The sequence below is a fragment of the Priestia sp. SIMBA_032 genome, assembly GCF_046535215.1.
Taxonomy (GTDB): domain Bacteria; phylum Bacillota; class Bacilli; order Bacillales; family Bacillaceae_H; genus Priestia; species Priestia aryabhattai.
This window is the reverse complement of the sequence record NZ_JAWRXD010000002.1, coordinates 273,281-289,629: the sequence shown is the minus strand read 5'-3', so window position 1 is coordinate 289,629 and position 16,349 is coordinate 273,281. Positions and strand designations below refer to the sequence as shown.

Genomic DNA, 16,349 nt, shown 5'->3' with positions numbered 1-16,349 from the left:
CCTCAGCTATATACAGCCGAGGTTTTTCGTTCTTGCTTATATGAATTATACGTACCAGATTTGCTCTTCTTCTTGAAATACTTTGTCAATTGTTGCTCCGCCAAGACATTCATCGTCTTTGTAAAACACAACTGCTTGACCCGGCGTAATTGCGCGAACAGGTTCAGCAAAAATAACTTTAATTGTATCATCATCGACTTTTTCAACAGTTACTGCTGAATCGGTTTGACGATAGCGGAATTTTGCTGTACATGTCATTGGTGACGACCAGTCAAGGTCGCTTACCCAGCTGACATTGGTTGCTGTAAGAGATGTAGAATAGAGCAGCTCATTGTGAAAGCCTTGATCGACGTACAAAACATTTTTTTCTAAATCTTTTCCGACTACAAACCAAGGTTCACCGCTGCCTCCAATACCTAAACCATGGCGTTGGCCAATCGTATAGTACATGAGACCGTCATGCTTGCCCTTCACTTCGCCGTCAAGCGTTTGCATTACACCTGGCTGAGCAGGAAGATACTGACTTAAAAATTCTTTGAAGTTGCGTTCACCAATAAAGCAAATACCTGTGCTGTCTTTTTTCGCTGCTGTAGCAAGGCCTGCTTCCTTTGCAATTTCACGCACTTTTGATTTCTCAATTTCACCAATCGGGAACATTACTTTGGAAAGCTGATCTTGTCCTAATTGATTTAAGAAATACGTTTGATCTTTATTTCCATCTACGCCTCGAAGCATTTTATACTCCCCGTCGCGGTACGCAACGCGTGCATAATGTCCTGTCGCTAGATAATCTGCTCCTAGCGTCATTGCATGCTCTAAAAAGGCTTTGAATTTAATTTCTTTATTACACATTACATCAGGATTCGGTGTACGACCTGCTTTATATTCATCTAAAAAGTAGGTAAATACTTTATCCCAATATTGTTTTTCAAAGTTGACTGCATAGTAGGGAATACCAATTTGATTACATACGCGAATAACATCATTATAATCTTCAGTCGCAGTACAAACGCCGTTTTCATCCGTATCGTCCCAGTTTTTCATAAAGATTCCGATCACATCGTATCCTTGTTGTTTTAATAAAAGAGCTGCTACAGATGAATCAACGCCTCCGCTCATTCCGACTACTACACGTGTATCTTTAGGTGATTTTGTCAACTTCGCCACCTCCGTTTTCTTCATTTTAATTAAATTGTTCGCAAAAAAGCGAACGAAACGACACAAACCATCAGTGAGGGATGAAGACCCTACTGATGGCTGCTATTTACATCGTTAGTCGCTTAACGATGTTTGCTGTTTGACGTGCGGTTTTTTCAATTTGTTCAGCTGAGTTTCCTAAGCCAAAGCTAAATCGAATAGAAGTTGTTAAACGTTCAGACCCTTTTCCAAACATAGCTACAAGCACATGAGAAGGATCGATTGCTCCCGCTGTGCAAGCTGAACCGCTCGATGCCGCAATTCCTGCTAAGTCTAAATTTACGAGCATCGATTCAACATTTGTTTTTGGAAATGATAAATTTAACACATGTGGCAGAGCATTTTCAAGATGTCCGTTAATTTCAAATGAAATACCTTCTTCTTTCAACACAGCTACCATTATTTCTTTATATCTTCTATATTCATCTGCACGTGTTTGCAGCGTTTGTTGCGAAATTTTCACAGCTTCTTCAAACCCGACGATACTTGTCATGTTCTCAGTTCCAGCTCGTCGTTTGCGCTCTTGTTCTCCTCCAAATAGCAAAGAAGACAGTGAAACGTGAGCAGCTGCATATAAAAAGCCCATCCCTTTTGGTCCGTTAATTTTATGAGCCGAAACGGATAAAAGATCGACACCTAATTGTTGCACATTTAACGGAATTAATCCATAAGCTTGCACTGCATCCGTGTGGAAATATGCTCCATGCTCTTTTAATAGAACTCCAATTTCTCCAATTGGCTGAATAGCACCTACTTCATTATTTCCAAACATCACCGACACAAGAATTGTTTGATCCGTTAGGGCTGATTTTATTTCATCCACAGATACTTGTCCGTACTCATTAACTGGTAAGTAAGTCACTTCAAAGCCTTGTGTTTCTAAATATTCACACGTATGAAGCACAGCGTGGTGTTCAATTTGCGTGGTAATAATATGATTTCCTTTATGGCGGTTTGCAAGAGCTACTCCGATCAGTGCCATATTATCTGCTTCTGTCCCACCACTTGTAAAAATCAGTTCATTTTCGTGTGCTCCAATACTTGCTGCAATCGTTTGGCGAGCTTCGTCTAAATAGCGTCGACTTTCCCGCCCGTAGTGATGAATACTAGACGGATTTCCAAAGTACTCATGCATAAAAGTCGTCATTTTCTCAACGACTGCTGGATGTATTGGAGACGTTGCTGCATGATCAACATAAATACGTTCCAAAATAAACGCCTCCTAGCTCATTATTAAATATAAAACATATAAGACGCTTGATCATCATCAGAATGATTTGCTAAATCTTCAAGCGTTGTACTATCTAGCACTTCTTTAACTGCATCACGAATACGAATCCACAGCTCGCGTTTTGCAGGCTCTTCATCTTCAATTCCTTCTACAGGACTAATAGGACCTTCTAAAACGGAAATAATATCGCCAGAAGTAATATTAGCAGGTTCATGTGCTAAGATGTAACCTCCATAAGCTCCGCGCACGCTTTTTACAAGCCCAGCGTTACGCAGCGGTGAAATAAGCTGCTCTAAATAATGTTCAGATAAGTCATGCGTTTGAGCAATAGTTTTAAGCGAGATAGGACCTTCGCCAAAGCGCTTCGCAAGCTCAATCATAATCGTTAAACCGTAGCGTCCTTTTGTTGAAATTTTCATACGATACACTCCTTCAATACACTTTTTTATTTATGAAAAAAATAAGACTCTCACGTTGTCACTGAATGCTGTGATGAGTCGTTTTTTACTAAGCTATATCAACTTCTCTATACGCGTTTCTTGCAAATGTAGCTGTTGATATTATAACATACTATGCCTATAAGATAAATTTCCACCACCTATTCACCTCTTGTGATACAGTGAAAGAAAAGAAAGGAGAAAAACATGGCTACAAAACCTCTCGCATTTCGAATGCGTCCGACTCATTTAGATGACGTTATCGGGCAGCAGCATTTAGTCGGCAAAGATAAAATGATTTATCGAATGGTAAAAGCAAATCACTTAAGCTCGATGATTTTATATGGGCCTCCAGGCGTTGGAAAAACAACAATTGCCACAGCTATTGCAAAAACAACCAACACGGCGTTTCGTCAGTTAAATGCCGTTGTAAACAATAAAAAAGATATGGAAATTGTCGCCCAAGAAGCCAAAATGTCAGGCAAAGTAATTCTGCTCTTAGATGAAGTTCATCGCCTTGACAAAGCCAAGCAAGACTTTTTACTTCCTTATTTAGAAAACGGCATGATCATTCTAATCGGAGCGACAACAAGCAATCCTTATCACGCGATTAATCCTGCTATTCGAAGCAGATGCCAAATTTTCGAATTAAAATCTCTTACCCCAGATGATATCGAAATGGCGTTAACAAGAGCACTCAACGACTCATCCAATGGATTTGGGGATAGAAAAATTGTCGTAGAAGATGACGCCATGAACCACTTTGCTAACAGCTGTAACGGTGACGTGCGCTCGGCTTTGAATGCTTTGGAACTGGCTGTTTTATCAACAAGTGAAAGCGATGGTAAAATCGTTATCACCTTACAAACGGCAGAAGAATGTCTGCAGCAAAAATATTTTTCACATGATAAAAATGGTGACGCTCATTATGATGTATTATCCGCTTTTCAAAAATCGATTCGCGGCAGCGACGTAAATGCCGCTCTTCATTATTTGGGACGGCTAATTGAAGCAGGAGACTTGATCAGCATCAATCGTCGTCTTTTAGTCATTGCCTATGAAGACGTTGGACTAGCTGATCCGGATGCTGGCATGAGAACGCTAGCAGCTATTCAAGCAACTGAGCGATTAGGACTCCCAGAAGCACGCATCCCGCTTGCAAACGCCGTTATTGAACTTTGCCTATCACCGAAGTCCAACGCTGCTTACAAAGCTTTAGATGAAGCGATAAGTGATATTAAAAAAGGGTTGTCCGGCGACGTTCCCTCTCATTTGAAGGATGCTCATTACAAAGGAGCAGAAAACCTTGGCCGAGGCGTTGAATATCAATACCCGCATGATTTTGATAACGGATGGGTCCCTCAACAGTATTTACCGGATCGCATCAAAAACAAACAATATTTTCATCCTAAACAAAATGGACAAGAAAAATATTTTTCAAAAGTTTTCAATCGTTTAGAGACATTAAAAAAAGAAAATGGCTGAAACTGTTGTTCAGTTTCAAAGCCATTTTCTTTTTTGTCTTTATCTATTAAGCTGCACTTTTAACGTCTTTTCGTTTTTTCGTTTTTGTTGAACCTTTAAAGTAGCTGTCTAAAAGTTTTGCTACTAAACGAGCGACTATGTTAAACAACAGAACCATAATGATTAGAATAGCAGCTGACTTTGTTGCAATCAATCTTGCATCAGGTACGATTCCTTCAGAGTTTAATTTCCAAATGTGGACAGCAAGCGTCTCTGCTGGTCGAAAAATATTAAATGGGTTTACAGGACTCGTTAAGTCAGCATTTGAATTTAACATCGGCGTCGTTAGGCCAGCCGTATAAATCAATGCAGCTGCCTCTCCAAAGATTCGTCCCGCAGTTAAAATAACGCCTGTGATAATTTGTTGAACCGCTGATGGAATGACGACTTTGACAATTGTCTGCCATTTAGTTGCACCTAAACCTAAACTTGCTTCTTTTACACTCGCAGGAACAGATGCAATCGCACTTTCACATACGCGCGTTAAACCCGGTAAATTCAAAATTGTAATCACAAGTGCTCCGCCGATAAGCGTATAGCCCCAGCCGGAAAATGTGACGAAAATTAATAATCCAAATAAACCAACTACAATGGACGGTAATGACGCCATTGTTTCAATACATAAGCGAACGAAATTTAAGAAACGACCTTGCTTCGCGTACTCCGCTAAGTAAATTCCGGCTCCTAAACCAAGAGGAATAGAAATGATCAGCGTTAAAACAAGCATGTAGAAAGAGTTAAACAGCTGCGGTCCGATACCGCCTCCTGCCATCGTATTGCTTGGCTTTCCAAATAAAAAGTTCGGATCCCAAAATCCCCAGCCCTTGGCGATAATTTCAACAACTAAATACACTAATAGCAACACAACTAGAGCGGCAATGCCATAAAAAATACCTGTCCATATATTATTTACTGTGCGTGCATTTTTGTTTCTCATTGATGAGCACCTCGTTTCCCAATTGCTCGGATAATTAAAATGAACACGAAAGAAATAAGCAGTAAAATCATGGCTAACGTCCACAATGCGTTATTCCATGCCGTTCCGTTTAACGTATTAGACATATCCATTGTTAAAATACCTGTTAATGTTGCCGTTGGGCTATATAAGCTTTCAGGAAGCTTAACCGTGTTTCCGATAACCATTTGAACAGCTAGCGCTTCTCCGAATGCGCGGGCAAGCCCTAACACGATACCTGTTAAAATACCTGTTTTAGCAGATGGAATAATCACTCGGCTAATTGCCTGCCATCTCGTTGAACCTAATCCATAAGAAGCTTCTAAATATTCAGGTGCTACGCTTCGAATTGCATCGTCAGCAATACTTGCAATTGTCGGAAGAATCATGACGCTTAAGACAATAATTCCGGCAATCAAACTAAAGCCCACTCCGCCGAAGTTATCGCGAAGAAGCGGCACTAAAATGGTAACCCCTAAAAGACCGTATACTACTGAAGGAACTCCGACTAAAAGTTCTAAAACCGGTCGCAAAACCGTTGACCCAAATTTGGGCGAAATATAGTTGTTAAAAATGGCAATAGCAATTCCAATTGGAGCACTTATAATAACGGCTCCGATTGATACAAGCATGGAACCTAGTATAAATACAAGTGCCCCGTATTCTTTATTGTTTGGGCTCCATTTTGTTGAAGTCAACATTTCACCGATTGATATATTACTTTGTAAAAATGACTGGATGCCTTTTTCACAAATAAACACGATAATAGCTAACGTAACAAGTACAATTAAAATACCGCAAAATGTAGAAAGCGTACGGCCAATGTATTCGCTTTTTACATAATTAATGGATTTTTTCCCCTTCATCGCTCTGTCTCCTTACATATTCAGTATATATTTGCTTTTCTTTTTATTCTCTATATACTTTATTAACATTCAAATAGAATAAGGCTGACTGTGTTAGTCAGCCTTATTTTTTTAAAAACACTCTTATTTTTTGAATTCAGTCATTGGGATATAACCCATATCTTCTACTTGCTTAGCAAAGTCTTTACCAGATACATAATCAATGTACTCTTTTGCACCATCTTTTGGCTCACCGTTTGTAATCATGTACTCATAAGACCAGAACGGATATTTTTTAGAAACAATATTTTCTGTTGTTGGCTCCACACCATCAATATTAAGCATTTTTAAACTTTCTTTTTTATCGCCAATTAAATACGACATAGCAAGGTAACTTACTGCTCCTGGCGTTGAGTTTACTGATTGCTCAACCGCTCCGTTTGAATCTTGAGCTGTACCAACGCTGTCATTTACTTTTGCGTCACCCATTAATGTTTTCTCAAATGTAGCACGTGTACCAGAAGATGCTGGACGGTTGATTACGTTAATTTTTTCGTCGTTTCCGCCAACTTCTTTCCAGTTTTTAATTTCACCAGAGAAAATCTTTTGAATTTGCTCTTTTGTTAATGATTCTACTTTTACATCTTTATTTACAACAAGTGCGAACCCAATGCCCGCTACTTTCGTATCGACAAGTTTATCTGCTTTTGATTTATCTTCAATTTTATCGGCTGCTGGAACGTCAGAGTTTCCAATGTCAACTGCTCCTGATGCTACTTGGTTGACACCAGTTCCACTACCTCCACCTTGTACCGTTACTGAAAGGTTTGGATATTTTTCAGCAATTCCATTCGCTGCTTCTTCTGCAAGTGGTTGTAAAGCTGTAGATCCCGCCGCTGTTAACGTGCCTGACACTTCTTCTTTGCTGCCCGAACCACTGTCGTTGCTTGCTCCCTCTTTACCACATGCTGCAAGTGCTCCTACCATTAAAAAAGCTGCTAATGTTACTTTAAAACCCTTTGTTTTCATTGCATTACCCTCCAATAAATATATGTGTAATTAGTACTAGTCCTTTGTACTCGAACAACAGGTACAAGACACATTATACGAGTAGATTGTTGTCTTTATATGAAGTGAATTTTAAGTTACTGTAAACTTACTTATTTGGGGTTTATTTTTTCTTGTTTCTATCAAATCCCTTGGTATATAAGGTTTTCTGAATATTACTGTAGAATATACAAAAGAAAGAAAGCGAAAACGTAAATTTTATGTAAATAGAGCGTTAAATAAATTTACATAAATCTCTTTTTTTAATACAATGTAAATTCATTATCAATCCATATTTTTCAAAACATTAGTACTTTTTATACATATCGTACAGAAGATTCCATTAAAAGTATAAACAGAACAGATATTTCCATAAAAAAAGAAGGCTGCGATAGCCTTCTTTTTATTCATCACCTACGCGGCGAATTTTAATATCACTTAATAATTCATTAATAACATGACCGCCCATAATTAAGCCTGCTACAGATGGAACAAAAGCATTAGAAGATGGAGGCATTTTCGCTTTGCGAATTTGCGCTTGATCGTTCCCTACTTCTTTGCGAACTTCTTCGCGAATAACGATTGGACGTTCATCAGAAAAAACGACGTTAATTCCTTTGCGAATTCCTTCTTTACGCAGACGAGTACGAACCACTTTTGCAATCGGATCTGTATGTGTCTTTGAAATGTCTGCAATTTTAAAACGTGTTGGATCCATTTTATTCGCAGCACCCATACTTGAAATAATCGGAATATCACGTTTTAAACATTCTTTCATTAAATGAATTTTGTACGAAATCGTATCGGATGCATCCACTACGAAGTCCGGTTTGTAACTAAAGAACTCTTCATACGTTTCTTCCGTATAAAACATTTGAAGAGAAACGACGTCACAGTCTGGGTTAATATCCAAAATACGCTTTTTCATTAATTCTGTCTTTGGCTGACCTACCGTAGAAATCAGCGCGTGAATTTGACGATTTACGTTCGTAATATCAACATCATCTTTATCTACAAGAATTAAACGCCCTACTCCTGACCGGGCCAAAGCCTCAGCAGAAAATGACCCTACTCCGCCTATTCCTAAGATAGCAACGGTGCTGCCTTTTAAAGTGGCTAATCCTTCTTTTCCTATCGCCAGTTCATTACGTGAAAACTGATGCAACATGTTAAAACACTCCTCTATTAAATACACCAACGTGTATGATTAATTCAAATAAACAACGAAATTGACTATACCATATTTTTAGCAAAACGAACATGAGCATTCGTTATTTATCCATAAAAAAACTCTATGCAAATGATTACATAGAGGATTTCTTGTATGTATGCTAGTCCCGATCGTGCCGTCTCGAGTGCCTTCGTTTTGAACCCGCTCTCGGCAGGTGGGTGCTCTGCTTTAACCATTGTAAGTCCTCAAGATGAGGCATGTACGCTCGTTAAAAACTCCGAGCTCCCAAGCAAAAAATTGTTCGGTCAAAACTGGATTAAGGACGAACACATCAGGACTATTTAGTTCTTGAAAGTATCTTATCACAGAAAAAATCACTTTGCAATTAATAAGCAAAACAAAAAAATCGAGCCTGTCATGTTCAAGTAACAGGCTCGATTTTATAGACGTTCAATCGATTACGCTTCTGTTTTTTGCTTTTTTACCTGCAAATGCAGCTCGTCTAATTGCGCTTCACTTACTTCACCAGGTGCGTTTGTTAATAGGCAGCTTGCACTTGCTGTTTTAGGGAAGGCAATTGTATCGCGCAAGTTTGTGCGTCCTGCTAAAAGCATAACCAAACGGTCAAGACCTAACGCAATTCCGCCGTGAGGAGGAGTACCGTATTCAAATGCTTCAAGTAAGAAACCGAACTGCTCATATGCTTCTTCTAATGTAAATCCAAGCGTTTTAAACATTTTTTCTTGAATATCACGCTCATAAATACGTAAAGATCCTCCGCCAAGTTCGTAACCATTCAATACTAAGTCATATGCTTGTGCACGGACTTGTCCAGGATCGCTTTCTAACATTGGTAAATCTTCACGAACTGGCATTGTGAATGGATGATGAGCCGCGTAGTAACGGTTGTCTTCTTCGTCATGCTCAAGAAGAGGCCAATCTGTTACCCATAGGAAGTTAAATTTCGTTTCATCAATAATCCCTTGTTCTTTTGCAAGCTTTAGACGAAGAGCGCCAAGCGCATCTGCTACAACTGACTTTTTATCAGCTACAAATAAAAGTAAATCTCCTTCTTCCGTTTGAAGAGCTTCAGCAAATTGCTTTTGCTCATCTTCATTGAAGAATTTTGCAATCGGTCCTTTTAAGCCGTCAGTTTCAACTTTCAGCCATGCTAACCCTTTAGCACCATAAATTTTCACGAACTCTGTTAGAGCATCGATATCTTTACGTGAATAGCTAGAAGCGGCACCTTTTACGTTAATTGCTTTTACTTCTCCGCCGTTTTCAACCGCTGCGCTAAATACTTTGAACCCGCAGTCTTTAACAAGCTCTGATAAGTTGACTAGCTCCATTTCAAAACGTGTATCGGGCTTATCTGAACCGTAGCGGCTCATCGCTTCATCATATGACATGCGCGGGAAAGGCGTCGTTATATCTAAATCTTTTACGCGCTTCATTACTTTAGACATCATTTCTTCCGTCATTGTCATGATGTCCTCTTGAGATAAAAATGATGTTTCAATATCGATTTGAGTAAATTCAGGCTGACGATCTGCACGCAAGTCCTCATCGCGGAAACAGCGAGCAATTTGATAATAACGCTCAACTCCGCTTACCATTAGCAGCTGCTTAAAGATTTGCGGTGATTGAGGAAGAGCATAAAACTCCCCTTCGTGCACGCGGCTTGGCACAAGATAATCACGTGCACCTTCTGGCGTACTTTTCGTTAAAATAGGTGTTTCAACATCTAAAAAGTCATTTTGATCTAAGAAGTCACGAATTGTTTTTGTAATGTCATTGCGCATTTTAAGCGTGTTAAACATCTCAGAACGTCGAAGGTCTAAATAACGATATTTTAATCGAACATCTTCTGATACTTCCGTTTGATCCGCAATGGCAAAAGGAGGTGTTTTGGCTTTGTTTAATACGGTAATCTGCTCAGCGTGAACTTCAATTTTACCTGTTTTTAAGTTCGGGTTAACGGTTCCCTCTTCACGAGCTACAACAGTTCCTTGCACTTCCAGTACGAATTCATTACGTACATCTTCAGCAATTTTTAGCGCTTCAGCAGATTTTTCAGGATTAAATACAACCTGTACAACTCCGCCGCGGTCGCGTAAATCAATAAAGATTAATCCCCCTAAATCACGGCGTTTTTGAACCCATCCTTTTAATAGAACTGTTTCGCCAGTTGCTTGTTCTGTTACGTCTCCACAGTAGTATGAACGTTTTGTCATCATGGTTCCCCCTTATACTTGTTCTTGCAAATAGCTGACCAATTGATCAATTGATACTTCTTGCTGTTCGCCAGATTCCATATTCTTTACGTTTACAACTTGTTTTGCTAGCTCATCTTCACCTAGAACAACAACAAATTTTGCTTGTACACGATCCGCTGCTTTGAACTGAGCTTTCATTTTTTTATCTTGATAATCTTTATCGGCTACAAAGCCTGCACGTCGAAGCGTATTTACAATTGAAACGGATTTTTCTTTCGCTTCATCGCCCATTGTCACTACATAGCAATCTACGCCTGTTTCTACCGGAAGCTCAATTCCTTCTGCTTCCAATGCAGATAATAAGCGTTCAATACTTAAAGCGAATCCGATACCCGGTGTTTCAGGTCCGCCGATCTCTTGAATCAGCCCATTATAACGGCCTCCGCCGCAAAGAGTTGTAATGGCGCCAAACCCTTCTGCTTCACTCATTAGTTCAAATGCTGTGTGATTATAATAATCTAACCCGCGGACTAACGTCGGATCTACAACATAGTCAATGTCTAAATCGCTTAAGTACTGCTGTACTTTTTCAAAATATTCTTTTGAATAGTCGTTTAAATAATCAAGAATAGACGGCGCTGTAGCCATCAGTTCATGGTCACGATCTTTTTTACAGTCTAGAATACGAAGAGGATTTTTTTCCAAGCGGCTTTGACAGTCGCTACAAAACTCTCCGATGCGAGGTGCAAAGTGATCGATAAGCGCTTGACGGTGAGCTTGACGACTTTCTGTATCTCCTAAACTGTTAACAACCAGCTTTAATTTTTTCAATCCAAGCGATTGGTAAAAACTCATTAACAGGGCAAGAACTTCAGCATCGATAGCTGGATCATTTACCCCTAGTGCTTCTATGCCAAACTGAACGAATTGACGGAAACGTCCCGCTTGAGGTCGTTCATAGCGAAACATAGGACCGATATAAAACAGCTTTGTTGGCTGCGTTGGATTTCCAAACATTTTATTTGAAACAAATGATCTTCCAACTGCAGCTGTTCCTTCTGGACGAAGCGTTAAGCTGCGGTCACCTCGATCTTTAAATGTGTACATTTCTTTTTGCACAATATCCGTTGTTTCTCCCACTCCGCGCAAAAATAATTCAGTGTGTTCAAACATTGGTGTACGAATTTCTTGGTAGTTGAACGCACGGCAGATTTCTCTTGCTCGCTGTTCAACAAACTGCCAATATTCTACTTTGCCCGGTAAAATATCTTGTGTGCCTCTAGGTATTTGAACTGACATAACGTGATATGCCTCCTATATTTAAAATTTACAATACAAAAAAACTCTCGCCTCTACTATTTTTCCATAGTAGGGACGAGAGTTAATCTCACGTGGTACCACCCTAATTGAAACATATGACATGTTTCCACTCATTTCGTTAACGCACGAACGCGTTCATCTCCTACTAAGTTCCCTTTTCAGAGTGAAGCCTCCTGAGTGTTCTTTCATAAAGTCATCATGTAGAAATGCTTTCAGCCTAAGACATTTCCTCTCTAGCCATGTGTCATCTTTACTACTTTTCTCGATCTTTGGCTTATCAATATAAAAATGTTATACATTCATTTTAATTTAGCAATTGCTTTCTATATTACGAATGAAATGAGCAGTTGTCAAGCACCTTTCATGTTAAGAGCGGTCTAATTGTTTTCTTAGTTTCTGAATATCTCGAAGCGTTAAACCAAATTCAGAAGCCAATTCAAGGGATGAAGCTTCACTTTCTCTATCAATAAAATCATGAAAATGAATGCCGAATACCGGGTTTACCTGCTGAAACGATTGTTCACCTTTTTCACTAAACTTCATTGTTTCTTCCTCCCTGCCTACACTTACTTATCCTTTTATTAGCATTGCCCAAAAAAGATGTTTTTACATAAGAGAAAGGATTTTTTTTATTTTCATCGAATACTCTATTTGGTTATAAAAAGGAGGTCTATCTATTCGCCATCTAAACATGAAGTCTGTATCTGTTTTAGCTGCAAGTATCCTTTTGTTACTGTGTTCTTCCTCATTTGAGCGCCCAAACCGACCGGTGCATCAACCCATTGTTGTAACAGCTGACTCTCTTCATGTACGCAGCGGTCCAGGACGTTCATTTTCAATTACAAATAAATTGACGAAAGATACAAGACTATCCGTTTCAGACCGTCAAGGAGATTGGTATTATGTAGAAAGCTCGAACATTCAAGGCTGGGTGTTTAAAAAATTCACGAAAACAGTAGCGCTCCGCAGCGTTCAGCCTAGCATGCAAGTAGCGCAGCGCCAGCCTGTTTATACGCTGAGTAAAAGTTTACAGCACCTAAAGGGCAAAACAATTATTATTGATGCAGGCCATGGAGGAAAAGACAAAGGAGCCATCGGCACACAAGGCACATATGAAAAAGACCTCACTCTCCGAACAGCGCTTATTTTACAAAACAAACTTCAAAAAGAAGGCGTACACGTCATTTTAACTCGCAGCCATGATGAGTACGTTCTGCTTTCACAGCGCACGCTGCAACCGACTAAAGCAGATGCTTTTATAAGCATTCACTACAACAGTACAAACAGCTCACAGCTAACTGGCCTTATGACCTATTATTACCATCAGCATCAGGACAGTCCACTCACACATTCTATTCATCAGTCACTCATTGAACATGCAAAATTGAAAGACAAAGGAGAACGATTTGGAAACTATTATGTTCTTCGCGAAAATAAGCGTCCGAGTACATTAATTGAGCTGGGCTTTTTAAGCAACGAACGGGAAGAAACGTATATTAATTCCATCAGTTATCAGCAAATGATTACGTCTGCTATTGCTGAAGGATTAGATCACTACTTTCAAAACAAAGAAAAAACGCAGGCTCATCTGTGAGCCTGCGTTTTTTCTTTGCTTTCTACAATAAGTGTGACCGGTCCGTCATTTGTAAATGATACGTCCATCATTTCACCAAATGCGCCGGTTTCTACTCGAATATTTTTTTCTGATAATACTTTATTAAAATAGTTGTAAATCGTTACAGCATGATCTGGCCTAGCAGCTTCCATAAAGTTTGGCCTTCTGCCTTTTCGGCAATCTCCGTACAGCGTAAATTGAGATACCGATAAAATTTCTCCTTCTACATCTAGAAGCGACAAATTCATTTTGCCAGACTCATCTTCAAACACTCGCAAATTTACAATTTTGTCCGCTACATACTCTGCATCGGCTTCAGTATCCTCGTGGGTAATACCGACTAAAAGCATATATCCGTGCTTAATCTCACCGACCGTCTCGTCTGCAACAGTCACTTTTGCATTCTTTGCTCTTTGTACGACTACTCTCATGTATAACGACCTTTCTTAATGCATAATTCGGCGCACAGAATAAATGTCTCGAAGCTGCTTAATTCGCTCGACCACTTTATGAAGATGACTGATGTTATGAATAGAAATTGACATATGAATCGTAGCCATTTTGTTTCGGTCCGATTTTCCTGAAACGGCTGAAATATTCGTTTTAGTCTCATTTACAACCTGCAGAACTTCATTTAGTAAGCCTCTGCGGTCGTATCCTGAAATTTCAATTTCCACGTTAAACTCTTTGCCTTCTTTAATATGTGTTTCCCACTCTACAGGAATAAGACGGCTTTCAGCATCATCTGTGTGAACGTTTAAACAATCTGCTCTATGAACAGATACTCCTCGCCCTTTTGTAATAAATCCAACAATCTCATCTCCAGGAACTGGATTACAGCACTTAGACAAGCGAATCAGCATATTATCTACACCTGGTACGATAACACCAGAATCTTTTCGTTTATGCTGGCGAACACGCTTAGCTGCAGTGTCGCGTGCAATATCATCAATTTGGATCTCTTGTTCTTGATCGCGCTGCTTTCTCCACTTCTCGGTTAAACGATTAGCTACTTGAGCCGCAGTTAATCCGTTATATCCAATAGCTGCATACATATCATCTTCATTTGAGAAATTAAACTTCTCCGCTACTCGTTTGATATTATCAGCTGTTAATACTTCTTTTAAGTCAAACTCCATTTGACGAATTTCTTTTTCAACCAGCTCTTTACCTTTTTCAATATTTTCATCGCGGCTTTGCTTTTTAAAGAATTGGCGAATTTTATTTTTAGCTTGAGACGTTTGAGCAAGCTTTAACCAGTCTTTGCTTGGACCATACGAATGCTTAGACGTCAAAATTTCGATAATGTCTCCCGTTTTCAAACGGTAATCAAGCGTAACCATCTTGCCGTTAACTTTTGCTCCAATGGTTTTATTTCCGATTTCAGAGTGAATACGATAGGAAAAATCAATTGGAACAGAACCCGAAGGAAGCTCAATGACGTCGCCTTTTGGCGTAAAAATGTAAACCATGTCAGAAAACAAATCAACTTTTAGAGATTCCATAAACTCTTCTGCATCGTTTGCATCATTTTGAAATTCTAAAATTTCTCTAAACCACGTTAACTTTTCTTCAAATGAAGCATGCTCAGCAGTTTTTCCCTCTTTGTAAGCCCAGTGAGCAGCAATTCCATACTCAGCAATTTGGTGCATGTCAAATGTTCGAATTTGAACTTCTAACGGATCACCTTTTGGTCCGATAACCGTTGTATGAAGAGACTGGTACATATTTTGTTTTGGCATCGCAATATAATCTTTGAAACGTCCTGGCATTGGCTTCCAGCACGTATGAATAATTCCTAACACCGCATAGCAGTCTTTAATGCTATTTACAATAATGCGCACAGCTAGTAAATCGTAAATTTCATTAAACTGCTTGTTTTGCAGTGCCATTTTACGATAAATGGAATAAATATGTTTTGGACGTCCTGAAATTTCAACTTTAATTGACACTTCATCTACCTGCTCACGAACTTCATCAATAACTTCAGCCAAATATTGCTCGCGTTCCGCACGTTTTTTCTTCATCAAATTGACAATGCGATAATATTGCTGAGGATTTAAGTAACGTAAAGCTGTATCTTCAAGCTCCCACTTAATTTTTGAAATACCAAGACGATGAGCAAGAGGAGCAAAAATTTCAAGCGTTTCATTTGAAATGCGTCGCTGCTTTTCCTGCGGTAAATGCTTTAGCGTACGCATGTTATGAAGACGATCCGCAAGTTTGATCAATATAACTCGAATATCTTGAGCCATTGCTACAAACATCTTGCGGTGATTTTCAGCCTGCTGCTCTTCTTTAGACTTATATTTAATTTTCCCAAGTTTCGTTACACCGTCTACGAGCATTGCTACTTCTTCGTTAAAAGCTTTTTCTAAATCCTTTAGTGTTATCTCTGTATCTTCAACCACATCATGTAGAAATCCAGCTGCAATTGTTGCTGGATCCATATCTAGATCAACTAAAATTCCTGCGACTTGAATCGGGTGGATAATATATGGTTCACCCGACTTGCGATATTGTTCTTTGTGAGCTTCTTTTGCAAAATCATATGCTTTTTGTACAAAAGCCACGTCTTCTTCATTTAAATATCGCTTCGTATTGTCAATGACCTGTTCCGCTGTTAGGACTTGCTCATTTGCCATGAAATCACCTTTTATCAACTAGCATTTTTAATTCATATTGTAACTATTATCTTGAAAAAATCCAAGGATGTAAAGCCTTTGCGTCTAATTTATGAAATTTACATCATTTCCATTTTACGTATTAACGTTTTTTAACGAAAAAA

General features: G+C 39.1%; 14 protein-coding genes, 1 other RNA gene and 1 other annotated feature. Of the genes, 2 read left to right on the top strand and 13 right to left on the bottom strand.

Annotated elements, in window-relative coordinates; translation table 11 throughout:
• Positions 1-45: 45 nt before the first annotated feature.
• The 3 genes from mnmA to cymR form a co-directional block, all read right to left on the bottom strand.
• Positions 46-1,158, bottom strand: a complete 1,113-nt coding sequence (gene mnmA, locus SB717_RS07365) for a tRNA 2-thiouridine(34) synthase MnmA (RefSeq protein WP_074677603.1) — start codon at positions 1,156-1,158, stop codon at positions 46-48.
• Positions 1,159-1,264: 106 nt separating this feature from the next.
• Complete coding sequence (locus SB717_RS07360) at positions 1,265-2,407, bottom strand: cysteine desulfurase family protein (RefSeq protein ID WP_074677605.1); 1,143 nt, start codon at positions 2,405-2,407, stop codon at positions 1,265-1,267.
• 23 nt (positions 2,408-2,430) lie between these two features.
• Positions 2,431-2,847: a cysteine metabolism transcriptional regulator CymR gene (gene cymR / locus SB717_RS07355; protein ID WP_013059297.1), complete on the bottom strand. Its 417-nt coding sequence runs from the start codon at positions 2,845-2,847 to the stop codon at positions 2,431-2,433.
• Between the two features lie 225 nt (positions 2,848-3,072).
• Between cymR and SB717_RS07350 the strand changes: the two genes are divergently transcribed.
• Positions 3,073-4,350 carry a replication-associated recombination protein A gene (locus tag SB717_RS07350; protein WP_074677607.1) on the top strand — a complete coding sequence of 426 codons (1,278 nt, stop codon included), beginning with the start codon at positions 3,073-3,075 and terminating at the stop codon, positions 4,348-4,350.
• Between the two features lie 46 nt (positions 4,351-4,396).
• Here SB717_RS07350 and pstA read toward each other — a convergent pair whose 3' ends face one another.
• The 8 genes from pstA to SB717_RS07310 all read right to left on the bottom strand — a co-directional run bounded on the left by pstA (position 4,397) and on the right by SB717_RS07310 (position 12,489).
• On the bottom strand, positions 4,397-5,326 hold the full coding sequence (pstA, locus tag SB717_RS07345; RefSeq protein WP_074677609.1) for a phosphate ABC transporter permease PstA: 930 nt from the start codon (positions 5,324-5,326) through the stop codon (positions 4,397-4,399).
• Positions 5,323-6,210, bottom strand: coding sequence for a phosphate ABC transporter permease subunit PstC (gene pstC / locus SB717_RS07340; RefSeq protein WP_013059300.1), 888 nt, complete (start codon positions 6,208-6,210; stop codon positions 5,323-5,325). The genes pstA and pstC overlap by 4 nt, the downstream gene beginning before the upstream one ends.
• 123 nt (positions 6,211-6,333) lie before the next feature.
• On the bottom strand, positions 6,334-7,218 hold the full coding sequence (locus SB717_RS07335) for a phosphate ABC transporter substrate-binding protein PstS family protein (RefSeq protein ID WP_410903522.1): 885 nt from the start codon (positions 7,216-7,218) through the stop codon (positions 6,334-6,336).
• A gap of 421 nt (positions 7,219-7,639) precedes the next feature.
• Complete coding sequence (locus tag SB717_RS07330; RefSeq protein WP_071270511.1) at positions 7,640-8,404, bottom strand: tRNA threonylcarbamoyladenosine dehydratase; 765 nt, start codon at positions 8,402-8,404, stop codon at positions 7,640-7,642.
• A 162-nt stretch (positions 8,405-8,566) separates the two neighbouring features.
• A non-coding RNA gene (gene ssrS, locus SB717_RS07325) (6S RNA) lies at positions 8,567-8,748 on the bottom strand.
• Between the two features lie 117 nt (positions 8,749-8,865).
• Complete coding sequence (aspS, locus tag SB717_RS07320) at positions 8,866-10,644, bottom strand: aspartate--tRNA ligase (protein ID WP_098622809.1); 1,779 nt, start codon at positions 10,642-10,644, stop codon at positions 8,866-8,868.
• Positions 10,645-10,656: 12 nt separating this feature from the next.
• Positions 10,657-11,925: a histidine--tRNA ligase gene (hisS, locus tag SB717_RS07315; RefSeq protein ID WP_410903521.1), complete on the bottom strand. Its 1,269-nt coding sequence runs from the start codon at positions 11,923-11,925 to the stop codon at positions 10,657-10,659.
• A 68-nt stretch (positions 11,926-11,993) separates the two neighbouring features.
• Positions 11,994-12,225 (bottom strand) — a binding site (T-box leader).
• A gap of 87 nt (positions 12,226-12,312) precedes the next feature.
• Positions 12,313-12,489 (bottom strand): hypothetical protein, encoded by a 177-nt coding sequence (locus SB717_RS07310; protein ID WP_013059305.1) that lies wholly within the window; start codon positions 12,487-12,489, stop codon positions 12,313-12,315.
• A gap of 226 nt (positions 12,490-12,715) precedes the next feature.
• On the opposite strand from SB717_RS07310, the gene SB717_RS07305 reads away from it, so the two are divergent.
• Positions 12,716-13,540: an N-acetylmuramoyl-L-alanine amidase family protein gene (locus SB717_RS07305; RefSeq protein WP_410903520.1), complete on the top strand. Its 825-nt coding sequence runs from the start codon at positions 12,716-12,718 to the stop codon at positions 13,538-13,540.
• On the opposite strand, the gene dtd is transcribed toward SB717_RS07305, so the two are convergent.
• Together dtd and SB717_RS07295 are read right to left on the bottom strand one after the other, a co-directional pair.
• Positions 13,531-13,992, bottom strand: a complete 462-nt coding sequence (gene dtd / locus SB717_RS07300) for a D-aminoacyl-tRNA deacylase (protein ID WP_074677619.1) — start codon at positions 13,990-13,992, stop codon at positions 13,531-13,533. The genes SB717_RS07305 and dtd overlap by 10 nt on opposite strands.
• A 15-nt stretch (positions 13,993-14,007) precedes the next feature.
• Positions 14,008-16,206 (bottom strand): RelA/SpoT family protein, encoded by a 2,199-nt coding sequence (locus tag SB717_RS07295; RefSeq protein WP_071270497.1) that lies wholly within the window; start codon positions 16,204-16,206, stop codon positions 14,008-14,010.
• Positions 16,207-16,349 lie beyond the last annotated feature (143 nt).